General features: G+C 64.0%; 17 protein-coding genes and 1 pseudogene. 5 read left to right on the forward strand and 13 right to left on the reverse strand.

The window, feature by feature from the left end; genetic code table 11:
• The 4 genes and pseudogenes from HDG32_RS35995 to HDG32_RS36520 form a co-directional block, all read left to right on the forward strand.
• A partial coding sequence (locus HDG32_RS35995) for a hypothetical protein (RefSeq protein WP_221307815.1) occupies nt 1-193 on the forward strand: 193 nt, incomplete at its 5' end.
• An 11-nt stretch (nt 194-204) separates the two neighbouring features.
• Entirely contained in the window at nt 205-726 is a 522-nt protein-coding gene (locus tag HDG32_RS36515; RefSeq protein WP_260336537.1) for a hypothetical protein, read from the forward strand.
• On the forward strand, nt 726-971 hold the full coding sequence (locus HDG32_RS20440) for a hypothetical protein (RefSeq protein WP_184070230.1): 246 nt from the start codon (nt 726-728) through the stop codon (nt 969-971). The genes HDG32_RS36515 and HDG32_RS20440 overlap by 1 nt, the downstream gene beginning before the upstream one ends.
• Nucleotides 972-1,188, forward strand: a pseudogene (locus HDG32_RS36520) (hypothetical protein); the annotation flags it as partial.
• A 63-nt stretch (nt 1,189-1,251) separates the two neighbouring features.
• On the opposite strand, the gene HDG32_RS20445 reads toward HDG32_RS36520, so the two are convergent.
• The 7 genes from HDG32_RS20445 to HDG32_RS20475 all read right to left on the reverse strand — a co-directional run bounded on the left by HDG32_RS20445 (nt 1,252) and on the right by HDG32_RS20475 (nt 9,600).
• Complete coding sequence (locus HDG32_RS20445; RefSeq protein WP_184070233.1) at nt 1,252-2,649, reverse strand: aspartate aminotransferase family protein; 1,398 nt, start codon at nt 2,647-2,649, stop codon at nt 1,252-1,254.
• 44 nt (nt 2,650-2,693) lie between these two features.
• Nucleotides 2,694-4,217: an NAD-dependent succinate-semialdehyde dehydrogenase gene (locus HDG32_RS20450; RefSeq protein ID WP_184070234.1), complete on the reverse strand. Its 1,524-nt coding sequence runs from the start codon at nt 4,215-4,217 to the stop codon at nt 2,694-2,696.
• A 166-nt stretch (nt 4,218-4,383) separates the two neighbouring features.
• On the reverse strand, nt 4,384-4,875 hold the full coding sequence (locus HDG32_RS20455) for an Lrp/AsnC family transcriptional regulator (RefSeq protein WP_184070236.1): 492 nt from the start codon (nt 4,873-4,875) through the stop codon (nt 4,384-4,386).
• 7 nt (nt 4,876-4,882) lie between these two features.
• Nucleotides 4,883-5,920 (reverse strand): N(2)-acetyl-L-2,4-diaminobutanoate deacetylase DoeB, encoded by a 1,038-nt coding sequence (gene doeB, locus HDG32_RS20460; RefSeq protein ID WP_184070238.1) that lies wholly within the window; start codon nt 5,918-5,920, stop codon nt 4,883-4,885.
• A 53-nt stretch (nt 5,921-5,973) separates the two neighbouring features.
• Nucleotides 5,974-6,978 carry a cyclodeaminase gene (locus tag HDG32_RS20465; protein WP_184070240.1) on the reverse strand — a complete coding sequence of 335 codons (1,005 nt, stop codon included), beginning with the start codon at nt 6,976-6,978 and terminating at the stop codon, nt 5,974-5,976.
• Complete coding sequence (gene eutB, locus HDG32_RS20470) at nt 6,975-8,021, reverse strand: hydroxyectoine utilization dehydratase EutB (RefSeq protein WP_184070242.1); 1,047 nt, start codon at nt 8,019-8,021, stop codon at nt 6,975-6,977. The genes HDG32_RS20465 and eutB overlap by 4 nt, the downstream gene beginning before the upstream one ends.
• Nucleotides 8,022-8,202: 181 nt before the next feature.
• Nucleotides 8,203-9,600, reverse strand: a complete 1,398-nt coding sequence (locus tag HDG32_RS20475; RefSeq protein WP_184070244.1) for a PLP-dependent aminotransferase family protein — start codon at nt 9,598-9,600, stop codon at nt 8,203-8,205.
• A 404-nt stretch (nt 9,601-10,004) separates the two neighbouring features.
• Between HDG32_RS20475 and HDG32_RS20480 the strand changes: the two genes are divergently transcribed.
• Nucleotides 10,005-11,420, forward strand: coding sequence for a PQQ-dependent sugar dehydrogenase (locus HDG32_RS20480; protein ID WP_184070246.1), 1,416 nt, complete (start codon nt 10,005-10,007; stop codon nt 11,418-11,420).
• A 20-nt stretch (nt 11,421-11,440) separates the two neighbouring features.
• On the opposite strand, the gene HDG32_RS20485 is transcribed toward HDG32_RS20480, so the two are convergent.
• Genes HDG32_RS20485 through HDG32_RS20510 form a run of 6 tightly spaced genes read right to left on the reverse strand, consistent with a single transcriptional unit; the run spans nt 11,441 to nt 22,165 of the window.
• Nucleotides 11,441-11,977, reverse strand: a complete 537-nt coding sequence (locus HDG32_RS20485; RefSeq protein WP_184070248.1) for a chromate transporter — start codon at nt 11,975-11,977, stop codon at nt 11,441-11,443.
• A gap of 44 nt (nt 11,978-12,021) precedes the next feature.
• A complete protein-coding gene (locus tag HDG32_RS20490) occupies nt 12,022-12,648 on the reverse strand; it encodes a chromate transporter (protein ID WP_090807716.1) in 627 nt (208 codons plus the stop codon).
• A gap of 9 nt (nt 12,649-12,657) precedes the next feature.
• A complete protein-coding gene (locus HDG32_RS20495; RefSeq protein ID WP_184070250.1) occupies nt 12,658-14,286 on the reverse strand; it encodes an efflux transporter outer membrane subunit in 1,629 nt (542 codons plus the stop codon).
• Nucleotides 14,283-17,606, reverse strand: a complete 3,324-nt coding sequence (locus HDG32_RS20500) for an efflux RND transporter permease subunit (RefSeq protein WP_184070252.1) — start codon at nt 17,604-17,606, stop codon at nt 14,283-14,285. Before HDG32_RS20500 ends, HDG32_RS20495 begins: the two co-directional genes overlap by 4 nt.
• On the reverse strand, nt 17,603-20,758 hold the full coding sequence (locus HDG32_RS20505) for an efflux RND transporter permease subunit (protein WP_184070254.1): 3,156 nt from the start codon (nt 20,756-20,758) through the stop codon (nt 17,603-17,605). The genes HDG32_RS20500 and HDG32_RS20505 overlap by 4 nt, the downstream gene beginning before the upstream one ends.
• 15 nt (nt 20,759-20,773) lie before the next feature.
• Nucleotides 20,774-22,165 carry an efflux RND transporter periplasmic adaptor subunit gene (locus HDG32_RS20510; protein ID WP_184070256.1) on the reverse strand — a complete coding sequence of 464 codons (1,392 nt, stop codon included), beginning with the start codon at nt 22,163-22,165 and terminating at the stop codon, nt 20,774-20,776.
• Nucleotides 22,166-22,594: the final 429 nt, after the last annotated feature.

Below are 22,594 nucleotides of genomic sequence, written 5' to 3' on the forward strand. Positions count from 1 at the left end.
CGTCCTCGCCGGGCTCGGGCTCAAATGCCGTTGGAAACGCGGCGGCCTGACACCGGTTTATTGTTGCCCAGGCTCACGAGCCAGTGGACAGCGCTTATTGTCAATGTTTGTCAAAACGGCTCTATCCCAAATTAATTCTGTTGACGACGACTCATTTGGATGGTTAATTCGTCGGGTGTTTTCTGCAAAATAAGAAGAGGTCAAATGGGACAACAGAAACAGGACGGCACCGGTGGCAAGGAAGAGTGCTTGCTTTGCCGTATCATCTATTCGGTATACTCAAACTTTCCGCCAATGCCATCCGCAATGGCGCTGAACGTCGAAACCGGCGAATGGTTTCCGCAGGATAGGCTTCGGTCGTATTCGACCGGTTACGCAATGGCCAAAGCCCTGGGTTACGCATGGGCGTGCGATTGTCGCGGGCGCGCGCAACAAGCGGACGACGTTAGCATGGCACGCTCGCAATATGGCAGCAGCCCGCGCGTGCCGCAGAATCTGGGCAATGCCCAGCCGTTCGAGTATTCTGACACTTCGACAGTCGGAGATGTGACGATCCTTGGTGCACGCGGTGTGAGCGAACGGCAAGAGATCGAGTGCGAGATGGAATATGAGCGGAATATGATCGCGTGCAAGATGCTGTCAAAAACATACGGGGGCGATTTGAGAACTCGCTTTGCGTGCGAGCAACGTGCTTTTGAAACATACAACCAGTGCAGAGGCTATTGATGGTCCGAGACCTTGCTGTCGTCTTTATCTACGACGACGACACGAATACGCTCAAAATGAGCAACGTGTCGCGTCGTGCTATTCAATCAACCCTGGATCGGGCGATGTTCCTCGATATTCCTGAAACACCGGAAACTCCATTGGATGACGAATCGGCCCGCAAGCTTGGAGCGCTGGCACTTCGATGTCTAGGCGAAGCGCATCCGGATCTGGCCGCGCGACTGAATCTTTCAGCGCCAAAGTAGCTGTTCTTGCGATCTCAGGTCGCGCTATTTTTCGGCCTTTTCGTTCTGTCGATCCATTATGTCCACCCATACCCCTATCCGTGGACGGAAAGCGAGGCGCTCGCATGGTGGCGTGCTTCGGATTCTATATTTCGTAGTGTGGGTGACTATTGAATTGATCGTGGCAGCGCTTGCCTATGTGGCCATCATGAAGCTATGGCGCCACTACCGCACGAAGCAAATAAAAGCCCCGACCATGAACCGCATCGCAGCAGCCGGGGCTCTCGTTCACCTCATTTCATCAAAGCGAAGCAGCCGGCGCAAACACCTGCGACGCCACCTCATCCACCGCCTCGCGCGTCAGCTTCACGATCTCGTCCACGTCGCCGCGCGACGTCACCAGCGGCGGCGCAAAGCCGAGAATGTCGCCGTGCGGCATCGCCCGCGCGATCAGTCCACGCTGCATCGCGGCAGCCGACACACGCGGCCCGACCTTCAGCGCCGCATCGAACGGCGTGCGGACATCCTTGTCGGCCATGAACTCCAGCGCGGCCAGCATGCCCACGCCGCGCACTTCGCCGACGAGCGGATGCGAGTCGAACGCCGCATGCAATTGCTCCAGCAGATAAGCGCCGGTTTGCGCCGCATTCTGCGTGAGGTTCTCGCGTTCGAGAATCTCGAGGTTGGCGAGCGCCGCCGCCGCGCAAATCGGATGGCCCGAATAGGTCCAGCCATGCCCCAACGCACCCGATTCCTGCGATGCCTTATCGATCACGTCCCATACGCCTTCGCTGACGATCACGCCGGACAGCGGCGCGTAAGCACTCGTCAAACCCTTCGCGACAGTGATCAGATCGGGTTGAATGCCGTAGTGCTGCGCACCCATCTTCGAGCCGAGCCGGCCGAAACCGCACACCACTTCGTCGCAGATCAACAGGATGTCGTGCTTCTTCAGTACCTGCTGGATCGCGGGCCAGTAACCGGCCGGCGGCGGTACGATGCCGCCCGTGCCCATCACCGGTTCGCCGATGAAGGCCGCGATCGTATCGGCGCCTTCGCGCGCGATCAGTTTTTCGAGTTCGTCGACGCAGTACGCGACGAACTGCGTTTCGTTCATGCCGGCCGGTGCGCGACGATACCAGTGCGGACACACGGTATGCTTGACGCGCTCGACCGGCAGATCGAAGAACTGGTGGAAGCTCGGCAATCCCGTGAGACTGCCGGTGACGATGCCCGAGCCGTGATAGCCGCGCTCGCGCGAAATAATCTTCTTCTTGTTCGGGCGGCCCTTCACATTGTTGTAGTACCAGACGAGCTTGATCTGCGTTTCGTTCGCATCCGAACCGGACATGCCGTAGTACACCTTCTTCATGCCCTGCGGCGACCAGTCGATGATGCGCGACGACAGCTCGATGATCGTATCGGTGGAGTGGCCGACATACGTGTGGTAATACGCGAGCTTCTTCGCCTGCTCGTAAATCGCCTCGGCCACTTCGGTTCGGCCATAGCCGATGTTCACGCAGTAAAGACCGGCAAATGCATCGATAAAAGACTTGCCTTGATGGTCTTCGATACGGATGCCTTTCGCGCCGGTCACGATCCGGCCCGGCAGCGCGCCGCTCGCGTGATCGTGCGCGTGCGTCGACGGATGCATGAAATGCGCGCGATCGGCGCTCAGTAGTTGATCGAATTGAGTCATGGGTCGCTCCTTCGTGTGATGTCTGGATGAATGAATCGGTAGGTTCAGGCCGTTGCGTCCGTCGCCATCGCATGTGCAGCGGCCCGAGCGGGGGCGCTGTCGCTGACCGGCAAGCCAAGCTGGCCAAGGCAGAAATAACGTGTCTCGACGAACGGCTCGAAGCCTTCGACGCCGCCTTCGCGTCCAAGCCCCGACGACTTGATGCCGCCGAACGGAATCGGTGCGCCGGTAAACTTCGCGCCGTTGATGGACACCATCGCGAAGTCGAGTCGGCGGATCAGTTGAAACACGGTGTTCAGATCTTTCGCGCACACGTAGGCGGCGAGTCCATACTCGGTGTCGTTCGCGCGTTCGACCACTTCGTCGAGCGAATCGAACGGCGTGACCGCCGAGATCGGCGCGAAATTTTCTTCGTCGTAAATGCGCATGCCGGGCGCCGCATCGGCGACCACGGTCGGCTCGAAGAACCAGCCGCCGCGCTCGTGCGCCGCGCCGCCTACCGCGACGCGCGCACCCTTCTCACGCGCGTCGGCGACGCGCTGCACGGTCGTGTCGAACGCGGCCTGGTGCATCAGCGGGCCGACGTCCACGTTCGGGTCGAAGGCGCCGCCCACTTTCAACGCCTTCACGGCATCGCTATATCGCGCGACGAACGCTTCATACAACGAACGCGCGACGAAGATCCGGTTTGCCGCGCAGCAGTCCTGGCCCGAGGTCTGGAACTTCGCCGCGACCGCGACGCGCACGGCGTGTTCGAGGTCCGCATCTTCGGTCACGATGAAAGGCGCGTTGCCGCCCAGTTCGAGCGCGGTCTTCTTGATGCCTGCCCGTGCGGCCGTTTGCATCACTAGCGCGCCGACACGCGTCGAGCCGGTGAAGCTGACCGAGCGCACGCGGCTATCTGAAACCAGCGTTTCCATCGCCATTTGCGGCTCGCCGAGCACGACGTTGAACACGCCGGCCGGAAAGCCCGCTTCTTCGGCGAGTTGCGCGAGCGCGAGCGCGGAGAACGGCGTCTCGTGCGCGGGCTTCGCGACCACCGTGCAACCGGCGGCGAGCGCGGCGGCGGCCTTGCGGGTGAGCATCGCGCACGGGAAATTCCACGGCGTGATCAGCGCGGCCACGCCGACCGGCTCGATGATCGTGCCCAGATGAGCGCCATCGATATGCGTCGGAATCGTGCGCCCATTCAGGCGGCGCACCTCATGCGCGAACCATTCGACGAAGCTCGCGCCATACGCAATTTCGCCGCGCGCTTCAGCAAGCGGCTTGCCCTGTTCGAGCGACAGAATCGCGGCGAGATCCTGCTGATGACGCAGAATCAGTTCATGCCAGCGCAACAGCAGCGCCGAACGTTTGGCGACCGGCACCCAGCGCCACGTGTCGAACGCGCGCTGCGCGGCATCGACCGCGGCGGTGATCTGCGCCGCCTCGAGCATCGGCAGATGGCCGAGCACTTCCTGATTCGCGGGATTCTGCACCGCGACGCTCGCGGCGCTCGCGCTATGAACCCAGCATCCATCCACGTAGCACAGCGATTTGAATAAGACCGGATGACCCAGCAACATGACGACCTCCTGTGTGCGATGTCTGCTATCACTGTAGGTCCGGCGGCACTGCGGTTTTTTTTGTTGCCGCTTCTCGAAGGCTACGTTTTTTCTGCAATTCGCCACATGGTTATCGTTTTTTCGGGTGGGGCTTTTCGTCGTAAGTCGATCGCAAGTAGCGCGCCACTCAGCCGTTTTCGCCAAACGATTGTTCCGCCCATTCGGGCAAGCCTTCGGCCGCGCTTTTCACCACCTTCGTGACGATATAGGTGAAGTACTTTTCGATGCCCAATTCGTCGGTGAGCAACGTATCGATGAAGCGCTGATAGTGGTCGATATCGCGCGACAGCACCTGCATCACATAGTCGACACCGCCACCCGTCGCGAGGCATTGCACGACTTCGGGCGCGGCCGCGATGCGCTCCTCGAAGCGCCTCATGTCCGGCGCCGTATGACGCGCGAGCGTGACCTCGACCACCACGCGGCTGCCTTTGAACGCGCGCACCCAATCGATATCCGCGCGATACCCGCGAATCACGCCCTCTTCTTCGAGGCGCTTCACGCGCTCCCATGCCGGCGAAATCGACAGATTGATTTCTTCGGCGAGGCGCGACTTCGTGATGCGTCCATCGCGCGCGAGAATGCGCAAAATCGCGAGATCGTAGCGGTCGAATTTCATCGCACGTTCAGACCGTTACCGGTATGCCTCGTTCGAGCACGTCGGCGACCACCGCAACCGTGTCGCCAATCCGCACGAGCCCCGGAAAATGCCGCGCGGCCAGCATGCCGCCGCGTCGCGCGCGATATTCGATCGGCGCGGCGCCGGTGCGCTTCGCGTCGTAAATCCGCGCGATCACCTCGCCGCCGTCGACCATGTCGCCGAGGTCCTTGCACAGTTCGAGCAGGCCGTCGTGTTCGCTCGTCGTGTAGCAGGTGCCGTCGGGCATATCGAGCAGCGTCGTTGTGCGCGGCGCGCTCGCCCTTGAGTGACCCATTGCTTCGTCTTGCCTGATGATTCCAGCATGCTGCAGAAAGCCGCGCACACCGCGCTCCGTAATCGCCACGCTGTGCACGGTCGCCGTGCCACCACCCCCGAGTTCGGTCGACACGAACACCTTGCCCGCTTCCTCGACGGCCGTGTCGTAAAGGCCGACGCTGTCGAGTTCGAGCATCCGCATCGAGTACGGCGCGCCGAATGCGCGCATCGCTGCCTCGCAGCGCGCCTGCTGCGTCGCGTCGGGCAGCACGTGAATCGCGGCGAACGGCACGAAGTCGAGCGTGCGGCCACCCGCGTGCAGATCGAGCACATAGTCGGCGAGCGGCAGCAGATAGCGCTGAAAATAATCGGCGATCTTCTCGGTCACGGTGCCGTCCGGCTTGCCCGGAAAGCTGCGATTCAGATTGCCGCGATCGATCGGCGACGTGCGCGTGCCCGCGCGAAACGCCGGAAAATTCATGAACGGCACGATGATCACTCGCCCGCGTACGTCACTCGCCTTCAACGTGGCGGCGAGCTTCGACAGCGCAATCGGCCCTTCGTATTCGTCACCGTGATTGCCGCCCGTTAGCAGCGCGGTCGGTCCCTCGCCGTTGCTGATCACGGTGATGGGGATCATCTCCGCGCCCCATGCGGAGACGTCGTGCGAATGAGGCAGCTTCAGGAAACCATGCTGTTCGCCGTCGGCGTTGAAATCGACCGTCGGTTGAATCGGGGATGCCCGCATCTGTGCTACTCCTTCGTGAGCCGCTGGCGCGGCCTGTTGCCGTTCATCGCGCGTCATTTAGGCGGCGCGTCGTTGCCAAATGTCGTTCCCGCCTTCGCGGCACGCGCGCGCTGCAATGCGAGCGCGGCGATAGCGGTGTCCTGCGCGCCGGTTCCGGTCAGATCGCAGATCGTCACGTCGGCGTCGCTCGTGCGGCCCGCGGCCTGTTTCGCGATCACCTGGCCCAATTCGACGATCGCCGCATCGTCACGCATCGTGCCCGCGGCGAGCGCGTGATGCAGTTCGCCGAGCACGCGCGTTTGCTGCGCGCGGTCGCATACGTAGCGCGCCGCCGCCAGCACGGCCGGCGCGATTTCGTTCTTGTGCTCGGCGTCGGAACCCATCGCGGTGATGTGCAGGCCCGGATGCAGATCGGCGGCTTCGATCAGCGGCGTGCGGCTCGGCGTGGTGGTAATCGCGACGTCCGCTTCGGCGAGCGCGTCATGAACGCTGGTCGCGACATCGCATCGCACGCCGGGCGTGTCGTTCACTTGCGCGGAGAAACGCAGCGCGCTCGCCGCGTCGCGCGCCCAGACGCGTACGTGTTCGACGCGGCGCACCAGCATCAAGGCCCGCAGTTGCAGACGCGCCTGCTCGCCCGCGCCGATCACCGCGACCTGCGGCGTGTGCGCTTTCGCGAGCCAGCGCGCCGCGACCGCGCCGGCGGCCGCCGTGCGTATCGCGGTCAGATAGCCGTTGTCGAGCAGCACCGCTTCGGTCAGCCCGGTCTTCGCCGACAACACCAGCATCAGACCATTCAGGCTCGGCAGACCGAGCGACGGGTTGTCGAAGAAGCCTGGACTGACCTTGATCGCGAAGCTGTCGAGGCGCGGCAGCCACGCGGTCTTCACGTCGACTTCGCCGTTATGCGCGGGCAGATCGAGCCGCAGGATCGGCGGCATCGCGACCGCCTCGGTCGCGAGCGCGACAAAGGCGGCTTCGATCTGATCGATGGCCGCGAGATCGAGCGGCACGAGATTGCGAAGCTCGGCTTCGCCAAGGAGCGTGATCGAGGTCATGATGGGGGGTGTGAGTTCGGTGACGGCGCGGCTTGCGAGGTTTCGTTGCCGATGATCCGCCGATGCAGATTCATATCGATGTTCGCGCCCGTCACGACGAGCACGAGCGGCCCGCGCGCGATGCGTTCAGCGGGCAGCGCGTGATCGAGCACCGCGGCAATCCCCACCGCCGCCGCGCCTTCGACGACGAGCCGTTCCTGCCGATACGCATGCGCGATGCCGCGCGCGATCGACGCCTCGTCGAGCAGCACGGTCTCGTCGTTCAGATCGCGCGTCAACGCATACGTATAGCGGTTTTCGAGTCCGATGCCACCGCCGAGCGAATCGGCGAGCGTGTCGACTTCCTCGACCAGCACCGGCCGTCCGACCGCGAGACTCGCATGCATCGCGGCGCCGCGCGCCATCGTGACGCCTGTCAAGCCAATCGTGGGATTGGTGCTTTTCGCCGCGAGCGCGATGCCGGCAAACAGCCCGCCGCCCGACAACGGCACGACGATGTTCGCGACATCGGGCAAGGCCTCGACGATTTCGAGCCCGATCGTGCCCTGTCCGGCGATCACGCGCGGATCGTCGAATGGCGGCACGTACGCATAGCCTTCTTCGCGCGCGAGCCGCAATGCTTCGTGCTCGGCCTCGTCCTGACTTTGGCCGGTAATGCGCACGTGCGCGCCGAGCGCCCGTACCGCGTCGACCTTGTTGGCGGGCACGAGGCGCGACAGACACACGGTCGCGTCCATACCGAGCGCGCGCGCCGCATGCGCGAGCGCGCGGCCATGATTACCGGTCGATGCGGTCACCACGCGAGTGCAGCCCTGCTCGGCCAACTGCGCGAGCGCATTGGTCGCGCCGCGCAGCTTGAAGCTGCCGGTCGGCTGCACGGTTTCGAGCTTCAGATAAACCGGCGTGCCCGCGTGCGCCGACAGGCTCGGCGATTCGACGAGCGGCGTACGGCATACGCGAGCGTCGATACGGCTGCGCGCGCGGTAAATGTCGGCTAACGAAAGACTGGCTGACAATGGAACGGCTGACGATGGAACGGACATGCACGAGGCCCTGCATCAAAGAGGTCGATTCGCTATTCGATGCGGGCACGGCTATCGCAGATAAACGCAATGACTCGCGACCGCATCGCTTTCCATGCAGCCCAGTCTAGTGTTCTAGAAAAGGATTTTTATTGTCCTAGTTCATTTCGGTCAGCGTTACGCAATTCGCGCACCGGCGCGATCAGGTGAAATCGTGCACCTGCGGGTACTGCTCGAACACGTCGCGCATCGTTTCGAGCGCGGCTTTATAGGCGTCTTCGCTGACCTCGGCGCCGACGCAAACCCGCACCGCGTTGGGCCGGTCGGCGTCGCGCACGAGAAACGGATCGGGCGACGTGACTGCGATGTCGCGGTTGCGCAGTTCGCGCACCAGCCGATCGGTGCGCCAGTGATCGGGCACCCGCAGCCACGCCGATAGCGCCTGCGGATGCGCGCCCAGGACATATTTACCGAGCGTCTGCTGCAATTGCGACTGACGCCGCCCGAGCCGCTCGCGCTGAATTTCGACGAGCCGCGCGGCCGTGCCGTCGACGATCCAGCGCGTGGCGATCTCGGCCATCGGCGGCGTCGCCATCCAACTGCTCACGCGCAGCACGCTCTCGGCGCGCAGCGCGAGCCGGCGCGGCGTCGTCATATAACCGATGCGCAAGCCGGCCATCACCGACTTCGTAAAACTCGTGCAGTAGAACGAAAGATCCGGAATCAGGCTCGAAATGGGCGTGGAATGTTTGGCCGGCAACGGCCCGTACACGTCGTCCTCGATCACGTATACGCCATAGCGTTCGGCGATTTTCGCAATCGCGCGACGCCGCGAATCGGGCATCAACGCGACGGTCGGATTGTTCAGCGTCGGTGTGCAGACGAGCGCCGAGATGCGCTCGCTGTCGCACATCTCCTCGAAATGCTCGGGGTGAATGCCGTACTCGTCGATCTCGAGGCCCTTCAGCGTGAAGCCGAGCACGTTGGCCGAACCTATCACGCCGTGATCCGTCAGGCTTTCGCACAGCACGGTGTCGCCCGGCCCCACCAGCGAAGCGAGCGCGAGAAAAATACCGTGGGCGGCCCCGTTCGTGACGAGCAGCGTATCGGCCGAAGCCGGCATGCCGAGCGACGCGAGCCATGCAATACCCGCCTGGCGATGATGCTCGAAGCCCGCGATCGGCCGGAACGCGCGAATCCACGGCTGATCGTCGAGCGTCGACAGCGTCGCGCAGACCTTGCGCCACATCGCGTCATGCTCGGACGTGTGAATGATGCGCGCGATCGAAAAGTCGACCACCGAACGCTCGGCCGTATCGAGCATGTAGCTCGACATCGTTTCGGTGACGCGAGCCGCGACGAAGCTGCCGCGCCCGACCTCGCAGCGGATCAGGCCTTGCCGCTCCAGTTCCTTGTACGCGTTGGTCACGGTCTGCACGCTGATCGCGAGTTCGGCGGCGACGTCGCGCTGCGGCGGCAGGCGCGCGCCCGGCGGCAGCGACGTGTTCTCGATGTCGCCGGCAATCGCCTTGACCAGCCGCTTGTATTTCGATTCCACGCCGTGCACCGCGCGCACGGCCTCGCGCCACTGCTCGATCACCGCTGCTCCTATGTTGTGGTGGATGCTGGCTCCGTGAGGAGTCGGCGTCGTCTCGCTTGATCTCCCATAGTGCGGCAGAAACGGGGGAGGAAATTAATGTCCTAGGGCATTTAACGCGAAGAAATGTGGGGCAGGATCTCGCCAAGCGGCGCCATCCAAGGATGACGATTGAACGAGGCCACCTATTCCAGCGTCGCCAGTTCAACATGGAAAACGCGTGAGTGGACGTTATGCGGCTTGCGCGAGGTGGCGTGCGGCGGCAGAGAATTGGCCACCATTCGCGGGTGTGAGTCCTATCATTCAACCATTCACAATTCGCGAATCGCGATGCACATACAGCGGTCAATGCTCCGGTCTTACGTCTGCTGGTGTTTTTGTATTCAACTCGCGAACAGGAGGATAAGGTGTCGCCCCGTGTTTTCTGGCGAGCAACTCAGACCCGCGTGATCGTCATACTGGCAGCGCTGCTGGGGTTGGCATGTTTCGCCGATCCGGCGCACGCCGATCCTCCCAGGAACCCTGGTGTACCGACCTCCGTCGCCATTGGGCAATCGGTCACATGTCAGCCCGTCTCCACGACCCGGCCGCAGCCGGTGCTTCCAAAGGGATTTACAGAGCGGATTTTATACAGCGGTTGTCTCAATCAGCCGACGGCAATCAGTTTCAACGCAAGCCAGACCAGGGTCTTCATCGCCGAAAAAGGCGGCAGGGTTTGGAATTGCGACCTGGCGACGCCTACCTGTACGTTGATTGCCGACCTCAGCAATGAAGTCTGCAACGATGTCGACCGGGGACTTCTCGGGATTGCGGTCGATCCTCGGAACGACGGCAAAATTTACGTGCTTTACACGACGCCTCCAGCTACAGGCGCCTGTAGCGGAAACGTTCTGACTCACGGCCAGCTTTCGCTGCTGACAACGGCGGGAGCGGGCACGACCGAAACGAAGATCCTCCCTCCCGCAGGGTCAGGCAATCAAACGTGGTGTTTTTTCTACACGTCTCACAGTATTGGCGGACTAGTCTTCGGAGTTGACAACAGAACGCTGTACGTTAGCGCTGGCGACGGCGCGAGCTTCGATCAGGTGGACTACGGACAGTTGGATACTGCGTGCGGCGATGGCACGAATCTGCCGCAGGGCGCGTTTCGCAGTCAAGGCGTGTCTCCATATAGCGACGGCGCTGTTCTCCGGATCACGAACCCGGGTTCGACAACTCAAAGCGTTGCCCTGGTTGCGCAAGGCTTACGCAATCCGTTCCGGTTCGCCCGCCTGCCTGGTAGTACGGACGAGCTGTATATCGGCAATGTGGGCTGGAACAGTTGGGAGGCAATCGATCATGTCACTGTCGACGGCCAAGACTTCGGCTGGCCGTGCTACGAAGGATGGAGCCCTGGCGCCAACTTCGCTGCGGCTCCCGAGCCCGACTATCAAAATACGGGCTACTGCGGAAAGTTCGTGGGTGCCACGGCGCCGTTTTATGCGTACGCTCACACGAGCTACATTTCAGCCGATGACAGTCGTGGAAGAACCTGCGGCGGCAAGCGGAACGGCGGAGGGCCGGACCAGAACGGCAGTGTCATCTCTGCGATCGGGTTTACCGACGATACGAGCACAACCTACCCTGCTCAATTCAAAAACGCACTGTACTTTGGTGATCTTCTGCGGCAATGCATCTGGACCATGCAACCTCCGAACAATGTGCCCCAGACTTTCGCAAGGGGTCTGCAGGGAGGACCGGTGGATCTGAAGGCGGGCCAGAATGGCGACCTGTTCTACGTGGATCTCGTGACCAGTACGATCAGGCGAATTACACACAACTAGGAAGAAGTATCGGTGGCGCGCTACAGCAACCCCGCAAAATGCGCCACCACAAACACAACCGCGCCGCCCGCGATCAGCACCAATGCATTGATACGCGTCGTCATCACGAGCACGGTCGCGATGGCCGCGGTGAGCCACGCAATCCACCCGCCTTCGAGCTCCTTGATCAGCACATAGACGGCCGCGAGAATCAACCCGGCAGCCACCGGCCGCAACCCGGCCTGCAACGCATTCAGCCAGCGCGCGCCTTCGTGCCGGTTCCATACGTGCACGACGCCATACATCAGAAACGCAGTCGGCCCAAATAGCGCGACGGTCGCGACGAGCGCGCCACCGAGTCCGCCGACCTGATAGCCAATCAGCGTCGCGAGCAGCGAGCCAGGACCGGGCGCGAGCCGCGCGATCGCGAAGTCGCTGAGAAATTGCGCATGGGTCATCCAGTGATGCACGTCGACGACCTGGCGCTGCACTTCGGGAATGATCCCCTGCCCGCCACCGACGGTGACGATCGACAGCGGCGCGAACACCGAAAACAGGGCGATAAGAGTTCTGAACACGGCAGAAGCTTTTGTGGAGTTTGACTAGCGGCGATAAAAGCCGATCAGGGCTGGCGCGCCTCGCGCACGTATTCATAGCCGACGCTCAACGCGCCGGCGATCAGCACGGTCCACACCAGCGATACGCGAAACACCGCCGCAGCCGCGAACGTCGCGAGCAGCACCAGATACGGAAACACGCGGCGCGGCAGCCGGCGTGCGGCGGTGATCGCCATCGACAGCGACAGTCCGATCGCGCCGGCCGCGGCGCCAGCGAGCGCGATATGCGTGAGCGGAAACGATGCGATCGCCGAGAAGAACGCGCCGAGCAGAATGATCACGACGGCCGCCGGAAAAATGATGCCGCAGAATCCCGCAACAGCGCCGCGCCAGCCGAGCAGCCGGTAGCCGATCCAGATCGCCAGATTCTTCACGTTGACACCGGGCAGCGCCTGCGACAACGCGAGGCCGTTGAGAAATTCGTCTTCGCTCATCCAGTGGCGGTCGTGCACGAACTCGCGCATGAACCAGCCGCTCAGTCCGCCGCCGAAACTCGTCAGACCGATGCGGGCGAAGATCAGAAAGAGGCCGAGCGAGGTCACTTCGCGCGGCGGCGGTGCGTGGTGTGGCGCGTCGTCTTCGGGTGTCGATACCGGGTCGCTGACGTCCTGCCCGTGGATGCCTTTGGCCAATGCTCGTCCTTAGTCGTTTTGATCGTGCCGCACTTGCCGCGCGCCCGGCATGATAGCCGCAGACGTCGCCGATGACGTAGCCGATGAAGCAGACGCAGCCGAAGGCGAGGAAGCCGAAGAAGGTGCCGTGGATGAAGCCGCCGCCGGATGCCGCGGATCATGCAGCTCATCGGTCGACCACCCGCCGCCCAGATCGCCAAACAACGACGCCGCGTGCAGCAAGCGCGATTCCTGCACGTTCAGCGCGGTCTGCCGCGTCGTCAATTGCGTCGCTTGCGCAATCGCGACCGTCGTGTAATCGACGGTGCCCGCCTGGTATTCGTTGAACGCGATCTCCGCGCCACGGTCCGCGTCGCGCACCGCCGTTTCGAGCACGAGCGCCTGCTCGGCGAGAATGCGCAGGCCGGACAGATCGTCCTCGACGTTCTGGAACGCGCCCAGCACCGTGCCGCGATAGTTGGCAACGGCCGCGTCGTAGGCCGCCTTCGCCGCGTCGACATCCGCGCTGCGCAGGCCGCCGTCGAACAGCGTCTCGGTCGCGCTGCCGCCGAGCGACCACACGTAGTTCGCGGCCTTCAGCAGACCGGACAGCGGCGACTGCGTGAATCCGGCCACGGCCGACAGCGAGATGTCCGGGTAATACGCGGCCACCTCGACGCCGATCGCCGCATTCTGCGCGGCCATCTTGCGCTCGGCGGCGGCGATGTCGGGGCGGCGTTCGAGCAGCGTCGACGGCACGCCGACCGGCGCCGACGGCAGCGCCGGCATCGCGGTGCTATGCGTGATCGACAGCTCTTCCGGGTTCTTGCCGACCAGCACCGCGATCGCATGCGCGTTCTGCGCGCGCGCGACGCCGAGCGCGATCAGATCGGACTTCGCGGTATTCAACTGGCTGCGCGCGGTGATCACGTCGCTCGGCGGAATCGTGCCCGCGCGATCCTGCTCGGTGACGACGTCGAGATAGTGCTGATACGCGACGACCGTTTGCTGCAGCAGGTCGATGTTCGCGTCGCTGGTGCGCAGCTCGATGATCGCGGTCGCGAGCGCGACCTGCTCGGAGAGCGTCGCATTCGCGAGTGTCGCTTCGCTCGACTGCGCACTCGCGGCGTTTTCCTCGACGGTGCGGCGCACCTGGCCCCACAGGTCCGGCGCCCAGCTCACGTTGCCTTCCAGCGAACCCGAATTGACGATGCGCGTCGCCGTACCATTGACGAAGCTTCCCGAGGCACTGACCGAACCGCTGCTCGCGCGTTCGCGCGTCGCCGAACCGGTAGCGCCGATGGTCGGAAACAGGGCCGCGTGCGCGGCGCGCACTTCGGCGAGCGCTTGCTGGTAGTTCGCGTAGTCCACGCGCACGGTCTGGTTCGACACCGCGACGAGCGGTTCGAGTTCGTCGATCAACGGATCGTTGAACGCGCTCCACCATGTGCCCTTCGGGCCGGTCGCGTTCGGCTCGGCCTGGGTCCAGCCCGGCAGTTCCGAGTACGTGGCGGGCACGCTGACCTGCGGCCGGTGATAGTCCGGGCCGACCATGCAGCCGGCGTTGAACAGCGCCAGCATCGCGACGGCGAGCGTCGCGATGCTCGGCAACCCGGCGCGAGACCCTGTCATTCGTTCAGTCGAAATCTTCATCGTCATGCCTTCGTATCCGCTTGTCCCGGCTTCGCGTCGCGGTTCCAGCGCAGCCCCGCGGACCATCTGACCAGCCGTGCACGCAGACGGTCGAGATACAGATAAATCACCGGCGTCGTATAGAGCGTAAACATCTGGCTCAGGATCAGCCCGCCCATCACCGTGATACCGAGCGGCTGGCGCAGCGAGCCGCCCTGGCCCATGCCGACCGCGAGCGGCACCGCGCCGAGCACGGCCGCGAACGTCGTCATCATGATCGGCCGCAGACGGATCAGCGCGGCCGCGTGGATTGCGTCGCGCGCGGGCATCTGTTGCTGGCGCTGCAACTGGATCGCGACGTCGACCATCATGATGCCGTTCTTCTTGACGATACCGATCAGCAGGATGATGCCGATCATCGCGATCACCGAGAACGGCGTGCCGAAGATCAGCAGCGCGAGCGTCGCGCCGATGCCCGCGGACGGCAGCGTCGACAGAATCGTCAGCGGGTGGATCGAGCTCTCGTACAGCACGCCGAGCACGATGTAGACGACGCCGAGCGCCGCGAGAATCAGCAGCGGCACCACGCCCATCGACTGCGAATAGGCCGCCGCCGCGCCCGCGAACGAGCCGTGGATGCTCGCGGGCATGCCGATCTCGCGGATCGTTTCGTTGATCGCCTCGCCCGCCTGGCTCAGCGACCCGCCGGCCGGCAGGTTGAACGAGATCGTCGCGGCGACGAGCCCGCTCTGGTGGTTCACCTGCGTCGACGTATGGCTGTTCCTATACGAGGTCAGCACCGACAGCGGCACCATCGTTTCGGCAGCCGTGCTGTCCGCGCTACCGGTCGAACTGCCGCCCTTGCTGTTGGCGATGCTGTTGTTGGTCGCGTTCGACTGCGCGTCCGAGTTGCGCGAGTTCGTGTTCGACGACGTGCCGGTCGTGGTCGTGGTCGCGGTAGTCGTCGTCGCCGACACCGTGCCGCGCGGCATCCGTGTCGCGGCCGTGCCGGTCGGATTGCCGGCGGACGTGCTCAGATAGATCCGGTTCAGCGTCTCTGGATACTGCCAGTACTCAGGCGCGACCTCCATCACGACGAAGTACTGGTTCAGCGGGTTGTAGATCGTCGACACGGTGCGCTGGCCGAACGCGTCGTACAGCACGTTGTCGATCTGATTCGGCGCAAAACCGTAGCGCGCGGCGGTCGCGCGATTGATCGTCAGGTAGGTCTGCAGGCCGTTTTGCTGCAAGTCGGAGTTCACGTCGAGCAGCCGCCCGCGCTCCTTCGACAACGCGGCGACGAGCTTCGGCGTCCACGCAAACAGCGCGGCGGAATCGTCGCTCGTCAGCGTGTACTGGTACTCGGCCGCCGATTGCCGCCCGCCGATGCGCAAATCCTGCTGCGCCTGCAGAAAGAGCCGCGCGCCCGACACTTCGTCGAGCTTCGGCCGCAGCCGGTTGACGACCTGGGTGGCCGTTGCGTGCCGCTGCGACAGCGGCTTCAGCTCGATGAACACATTGGCGGTATTGAGCGCGCGCCCGCCGGTAAAGCCCGCGACCGACTGCACCGCCGGATCCCTTTGCACGATCGACTGCAACTGCGCGAGCTTCTTCTGCATCGCCGTGAACGAAATGCTCTGGTCGGCGATGATCTGCCCGATCACGATGCCGGTGTCCTGCTCGGGGAAGAAGGTGGCCGGCACCAGCTTCAGCAAGAACACGTTGCCGACCAGCAGCGCGAACAGCAGCAGGATCACCAGCAGCGAATGATCGAGCACGGCCGTCAGCGTGCGTGCGTAGACGTCCTTGAAGCGATCGAACTGCCGCTCGATCCACTGTGCCCAGCGCGCTTTCGAATGACCTGCGTTGTCGCGGCTCAGCACGTACGCGCACATCGCGGGCGTGACCGTCAACGAGATCACCAGCGAAATCAGGATCGCGATCGACAGCGTGATCGCGAACTCATGGAACATCAGTCCGACGATGCCCGGAAACAGGATGATCGGCAGAAACACCGCGATCAGCGACAGGCTCATCGAGATCACCGTGAAGCCGACTTCGCCCGCGCCCTTCAGCGCGGCCTCTTTCGGACCCAACCCCTGCTCCATGTACCGCACGACGTTTTCGAGCACGACGACCGCGTCGTCGACGACGAAGCCGGTGCCGATGGTCAGCGCCATCAGCGACAGATTGTCGATGCTATAGCCGAGCAGATACATCGGCCCGAAGGTACCGACGATCGACAGCGGCAACGCGACCGCCGGTATGAGCGTCGCGCGCGGCGACTGCAGAAAGATGAACACGACGCCGACCACCAGCAGCATCGCGATGAACAGCGTGCGCTCGGTATCGCTGACCGACGAGGTGACCGACTGCGAGCGATCGATCGCGACATCGACATGCACGCTGCTCGGCAACGTCGCTTCGATCGCCGGCAGCACGTTGCGTATCTGCTGCACCGTGCTGACCACATTGCTGCCCGGCATCGGATAGACGATCACGAGAATCGCCGACTTGCCGTTGAAGAGCCCCGCGTTGCGGATGTTTTCGTTCGAGTCGCGCACCTGGGCGACGTCGCGCAACAGCACCGGCGCGCCGTCGCGATACGCGACCACCAGATCGCGATACGGCGCCGCGTGCGTGATCTGATCGTTCGACGTGACCACGTAGCGCTGATCGCCGACGTCGATATGCCCCTTCGCGCTGTCGGCATTGGCCGCACTGATCGCCGCGCGCACGTCTTCCATGCCGATCCCGTAGCTATTGAGCTTGCCCGGCTGCAACTCGACGCGCACGCTCGGCAACGCGCCGCCGCCGAGCGTGATCTGGCCGACGCCCTGCACCTGCGACAGCTGCTGCTGGATCACCGAATCGGCGGAGTCGTAGAGCTGCGCTTTGGTCAGCGTGTCGGACGTCAGCGACAGCACCATGATCGGCGCGTCGGCCGGGTTGTACTGGCGGTAGCTCGGATTGCTGCGCAAGGTGGTGGGCAGATCGGCGCGCGCGGCCTGGATCGCCGCCTCGACGTCGCGCGCGGCGCCGTTGATGTCGCGCTTCAGGCCGAACTCGACGATGATCAACGACGAGCCGACATAGCTGATCGAGGTCAGCTCCGCGACGTCGGCGATCGTCGCGAGCCGCCGCTCGAGCGGCTCGGCCACCGTCGACGCCATGATGTTCGGGCTCGCGCCGGCCATGTTGGCCTGCACGACGATCACCGGAAACGCGATGTTCGGCAGCGGCGCGACCGGCATGCGGAAATACGCGAGCGTGCCGGAGATCAGGATCGCGATCGCGAGCAGCGTCGTCGCGACCGGCCGCCGGATGAAGATCGCCGGGATGTTCACCGCGTGCCCTCCGCGCCGCCTTCCGGCGGACGCCCGCCCGGCTCGTCGCCGCCGTTGCGCCTGGCGCGCTCGGCGCGCCAGCGGTTCACGCGCGTGGCCATACGGTCGAAGAACAGATAGATCACCGGCGTCGTGAACAGCGTCAGCACCTGGCTCAGCGTCAGACCGCCGATGATCGCGAGACCGAGCGGCCGGCGCAGTTCCGAACCGGTGCCGGTGCCGAGCAGCATCGGCAGTGCGCCGAGCATCGCGGCGAACGTCGTCATCAGGATCGGCCGGAAACGCAGCAGCGACGCTTCGAAGATCGCATCGCGCGGCGCCTTGCCATGATTGCGTTCGGCATCGAGCGCGAAGTCGACCATCATGATCGCGTTCTTCTTGACGATGCCGATCAGGAGCACGATGCCGATGATACCGATCACGTCGAGATCCATACCCGCGAGCATCAGCGAGAGCAGCGCGCCGATACCGGCCGACGGCAGCGTCGACAGGATCGTGACCGGATGGATGAAGCTCTCGTACAGCACGCCGAGCACGATATACACGGCAACGAGCGCCGCGATCAGCAGATAGACCTCGCTGGAGAGCGAATCCTCGAACGCCGCGGTCGCGCCTTGCAGCGACGACGTGATCGACGGCGGCAGGTCGATCGACTGCTCGGCCCGGTGAATCTCCTTGACCGCGGTGCTCAACGATGCGCCCTTCGCGAGATTGAACGACACCGTCACCGACGGAAACTGCGCGAGATGGCTGATCACGAGCGGCGCCTTCCCGATCTGGATCTTCGCAATGCCGGAAAGCGGCACCTGACCCGTGCTGCTGGTCTGGCTCGGCAGATACAGATTGCCGATCGACTGCACGGTCGGCATCGTTTCCGGCTTCGCGACCAGAATTACGCGGTACTGGGCCGACTGCTCGAAGATCGTCGACACGATGCGCTGGCCGAGCGCGTCGTACAACGCGTTGTCGATCGTCGCGGGCGTGATGCCGAAGCGCGCGGCCAGTTGCCGGTTCACTTCGACGTTCACGCTGAGGCCGTCGCTATTGAGATCGCTCTGCACGTCCGACAGCGACGGAATCTGCTTCAGGCGCGCGACGAGTTCCGGCACGTACTTCTGGAACGCCTGCTGGCTCGGTCCGCGCAACACGAAGCTGTACTGGTTCGGCGACACGGTCGTGTCGAGCGTCAGGTCCTGCTCGGGCTGCATGAACAGTTTCACGCCGGGCACGTGCGCGACTTCCTGCGCGAGCCGGCGCGCGATTTCCTGGGCGGTGTCCGAACGCTTGTCGCGCTCGCGCAGATTGATCAGGAAGCGGCCGTTGTTCAGCGTCGCATTGGTGCCGTCGATGCCCACGTACGACGTCAGCGAGACCACGTCCGGGTCCTTCAGGACCGCGTCGGCGAGCGCGCTCTGGCGCTGCACCATCGCCGCGTACGACACCGAGTTGTCGGCGACGCTGATGCCCTGGATCACGCCGACGTCCTGCACCGGAAACAGTCCCTTCGGAATTACCACATACAGGATGCCGGTCAGCACCACGGTGGCGATCGCGACCATCAGCGTCAGCGTCTGATGATCGAGCACCCAGCGCAGGCCGCGCTCGTAGGCGGCGAGCGTCTTGTCGAACAGGCCCTCGCTGATGCGCTCGAAGCGGCTCGGATGGCGCTCGGCCTGCGCGCGCAGCATCCGCGCGCACAGCATCGGCACCACCGTCAGCGACACGACCGCCGAAATCACGATCGTGACCGCGAGCGTCACCGCGAACTCGCTGAACAGCCGCCCGATCACGCCGCCCATGAACAGCAGCGGAATCAGCACCGCGATCAGCGAAATAGTCAGCGACAGGATCGTGAAGCCGATCTGCCCCGCGCCTTCGAGGGCGGCTTCGAGCGGCGACATGCCCTCTTCCAGATAGCGCACGATGTTCTCGATCATCACGATCGAGTCGTCGACCACGAAGCCGGTTGCGATGATCAACGCCATCAGCGACAGGTTGTCGATCGAGTAGTTGAGCTGGTACAACACCGCGAGCGTGCCGATCAGCGAGACCGGCACCGAGATGCTCGGAATCAGCGTGGCGGGCACGTTGCGCAGGAACACGAAGATCACCGCGACCACCAGCACGATCGCGAGAATCAGTTCGAACGCGGCGTCCGCGACCGACGCGCGGATCACGCCGGTGCTGTCCGACACCACGGTCACTTTCATGCCGGCCGGCAGCGTCGATTCGAGCTGCGGCAGCTCCTTCATGATCTGGTTGACCGTCTGGATCACGTTCGCGCCCGGCTGGCGCTGCACGTTCAGCACGATCGCGGGCGAGCCGTTGTACCAGGCGCCGCGCTCGACGTCCTGGGCGGCCTGGCTCACGCGCGCGACGTCGCGCATGAATACGGGGGAGCCGTTCTGGTAGGCGATTACGGTGTCGAGGTAGTCCTTCGGATCGGTGATCTGATCATTGCCGTTGATCGTGTAGTCGAGATCGGGGCCGTCGAAATTGCCCTTCGGCTGGCTCACGTTCACATAGCTCAGCAGCGTGCGCAGATCGTCGATGTTCAGACCGTAGGCGGCGAGCTTGTGCGGGTCGGCTTCGACGCGGATCGCGGGCACGTTGCCGCCGCTCGTCGTCACGACGCCGACGCCCGCCACTTCCGAGATCTTCGTGCCGAGGCGGTTGTTCGCGACGTCCTCCAGTTGCGTCAGCGACATCGACTTCGAGGTGACCGCGAGCGTCAGAATGGGCTGGTCGGCGGGATTGACCTTTGCGTAGGTCGGCGGCGCCGGCAAGCCAGACGGCAGATAGCTGTTCGCCGCGTTGATCGCCTGCTGCACGTTCTGCTCGGCGATGTCGAGGTTCAGCGAAAGATCGAACTGCAGCGTGATCACCGACGCCCCGTCCGAACTGTACGAGGTCATCTGCTGCAGGCCCGGAATCTCGCCGAGCTGCACCTCGAGCGGCGCGGTCACGGTGGTTGCCATCACCGTCGGGCTCCCGCCCGGATAAAAGGTCTGCACCTGAATCGTCGGATAGTCGACGTTCGGCAGCGACGACACCGGCAGCACGCGCATCGCGATCAGACCGACGAGCACGAGCGCGATCATCAGCAGCAGCGTCGCGACCGGGCGAAGAATGAACAGGCGGGAAATGTTCATCGGCGCGGGGGTCCGTTACGACGAGGCGGCTTCGGACGCGGCCGGCGCAGGCGATGCCGCCGCGCTCGACGCCGGCGCGGCTTCGGACGCGGCGGCGGGCGCCTTCGGGCCGGTGGCGGACGTGCCGGTGGCGGACGTGCCGGTTGCGGACGTGCCGGTTGCGGACGTGCCGGTGGCGGACGTGCCGGTTGCGGACGTGCCGGTTGCGGACGTGCCGGTTGCGGAGGTGCCGCTGGCGGACGCGCCGCTCGCCGCGGCGGCGGACTTCGGATGCGCCGGCTGGATCTTCGCGCCGTCGTTCAGACGATCCATGCCGTCCGTCACGACCTGGTTGCCGGCCGCGAGTCCCGACACGATCACCGTGTTCTTGCCGTCGCCCGGTCCGAGCTTGACCTTGTGCACGGACACCGTGCTGTCTGGATTGACCAGATAGACGAAGTCGCCCGGCGCGCCGGACTGTACCGCGGCGGTCGGCACGAGCACCGCGTTCTGCATCGTGTCGACGAGCAGCTTCACGTTGACGAACTCGTTCGGGAACAGCGTTTCGTCGTCGTTCGCGAAGGTCGCGCGCAAGGTGACGGTGCCGGTCGCGGTGGCCATCTGGTTGCTGACCGCGTACAGCGTGCCGGTCGCGATCTCGCGCGAGTTATCGCTCGAATACGCGGTGACCGGCAGCTTCGCGCCGGTGGCCAGACGCTGCAGGATCGACGCGAGCGAATCCTGCGGCACCGTGAACTGCACCGTGGTCGGCTTCTCGGTCGTGATGACGACGATGCCCGTCGACGACGACGCGGTCACGTAGTTGCCCGGATCGACGAGCCGCAAGCCGACCTTGCCCGCGATCGGCGCGGTGATGCGGCAATAGACGAGGTCGAGATCGAATTGGGCGATGTTGGCGAGGTCGACCTTCACCGCCGCTTCGTCCTGCTGCACGAGGAATTGCTGATCCGCGAAGGTTTGCTGCGCGATCGACTTGCGTTCGTTCAACTGCGTATAGCGCTCGAGATCGGCGTGCGCCTGCGCGAGCGACGCGCGGTCTTTCGCGAGCGTCGCTTCCGCCTGCTGCTTGCTGATCTGATACTGGCGCGGATCGATCTGCGCGAGGAACTGGCCTTTTTGCACCTCCTGGCCTTCGTGATAGCCGACTTCGGTCAGATAGCCGCTCAGCTGCGGCAGCACGGTCACGGTTGCGATCGGCGTGACGGTGCCGAGCTCGCTCAGTGTGACCGGCATCGAACCGAGCGTCGCCTGCGCGACGGTGACGACGATCGCCGCGTTCTCGCGCACCGGCTTCTTGCGCGTCAGCAGATGAACCACGACGAGCGCGACCAGCACGAGCACGACAACCGCGAAGATGATGAGCCCGCGTCGGGAGCGCTTTGGCGGCGGGGACACGGTTTCGCTCATGTTGATCTCCGGGAACGGATATTGGTGTTGATACTCGGTTGGAAGCTCGTCCGCTGACGGGACTGCGCAAAAGTGCCATGGTTCACGCGCGTTGTCATCTGTCGAACGCCTCCGGACGTGTTGTTATGAAGATGTAAGAAATTGGAATGAGGGCTTGAATACGGGCATGCGTGAATGTAACCGGCTTGCGCCGGACTTGAGTTACAGGGGTGCAACATGTTGGCCGGTGGAAGAGTCTGGGGCATCGATCGGGCGGCACGCGGGGGCGGACACCCGCATGGGCCGAGTTATGGGCGCGGCGGGACATCGCAATATGCGGTAACAGACGACAGCCAACTGACAACCGGGTCGTGCGTCCAGAATCGTCACAATCGTCCGCTACGATCGCGAGCCAGCGTCGCGCGCGCCGCGACTGTCACGACACCCCAC

This window comes from Paraburkholderia sp. CI2 (assembly GCF_014201055.1).
Classification (GTDB): Bacteria; Pseudomonadota; Gammaproteobacteria; order Burkholderiales; family Burkholderiaceae; genus Paraburkholderia; species Paraburkholderia tuberum.

Excerpts from the sequence above, each read along its gene's own strand:
- HDG32_RS20450 (WP_184070234.1), bottom strand. The coding sequence starts at position 4,217 with ATGTTGCTGGGTCATCCGGTCTTATTCAAATCGCTGTGCTACGTGGAT.
- HDG32_RS20465 (WP_184070240.1), bottom strand. The coding sequence starts at position 6,978 with ATGACCTCGATCACGCTCCTTGGCGAAGCCGAGCTTCGCAATCTCGTG.
- HDG32_RS20445 (WP_184070233.1), bottom strand. The coding sequence starts at position 2,649 with ATGACTCAATTCGATCAACTACTGAGCGCCGATCGCGCGCATTTCATG.
- HDG32_RS36515 (WP_260336537.1), top strand. The coding sequence starts at position 205 with ATGGGACAACAGAAACAGGACGGCACCGGTGGCAAGGAAGAGTGCTTG.
- eutB (WP_184070242.1), bottom strand. The coding sequence starts at position 8,021 with ATGTCCGTTCCATCGTCAGCCGTTCCATTGTCAGCCAGTCTTTCGTTA.
- HDG32_RS20440 (WP_184070230.1), top strand. The coding sequence starts at position 726 with ATGGTCCGAGACCTTGCTGTCGTCTTTATCTACGACGACGACACGAAT.
- HDG32_RS20510 (WP_184070256.1), bottom strand. The coding sequence starts at position 22,165 with ATGAGCGAAACCGTGTCCCCGCCGCCAAAGCGCTCCCGACGCGGGCTC.
- HDG32_RS20495 (WP_184070250.1), bottom strand. The coding sequence starts at position 14,286 with ATGACGATGAAGATTTCGACTGAACGAATGACAGGGTCTCGCGCCGGG.
- doeB (WP_184070238.1), bottom strand. The coding sequence starts at position 5,920 with ATGCGGGCATCCCCGATTCAACCGACGGTCGATTTCAACGCCGACGGC.
- HDG32_RS20455 (WP_184070236.1), bottom strand. The coding sequence starts at position 4,875 with ATGAAATTCGACCGCTACGATCTCGCGATTTTGCGCATTCTCGCGCGC.
- HDG32_RS20505 (WP_184070254.1), bottom strand. The coding sequence starts at position 20,758 with ATGAACATTTCCCGCCTGTTCATTCTTCGCCCGGTCGCGACGCTGCTG.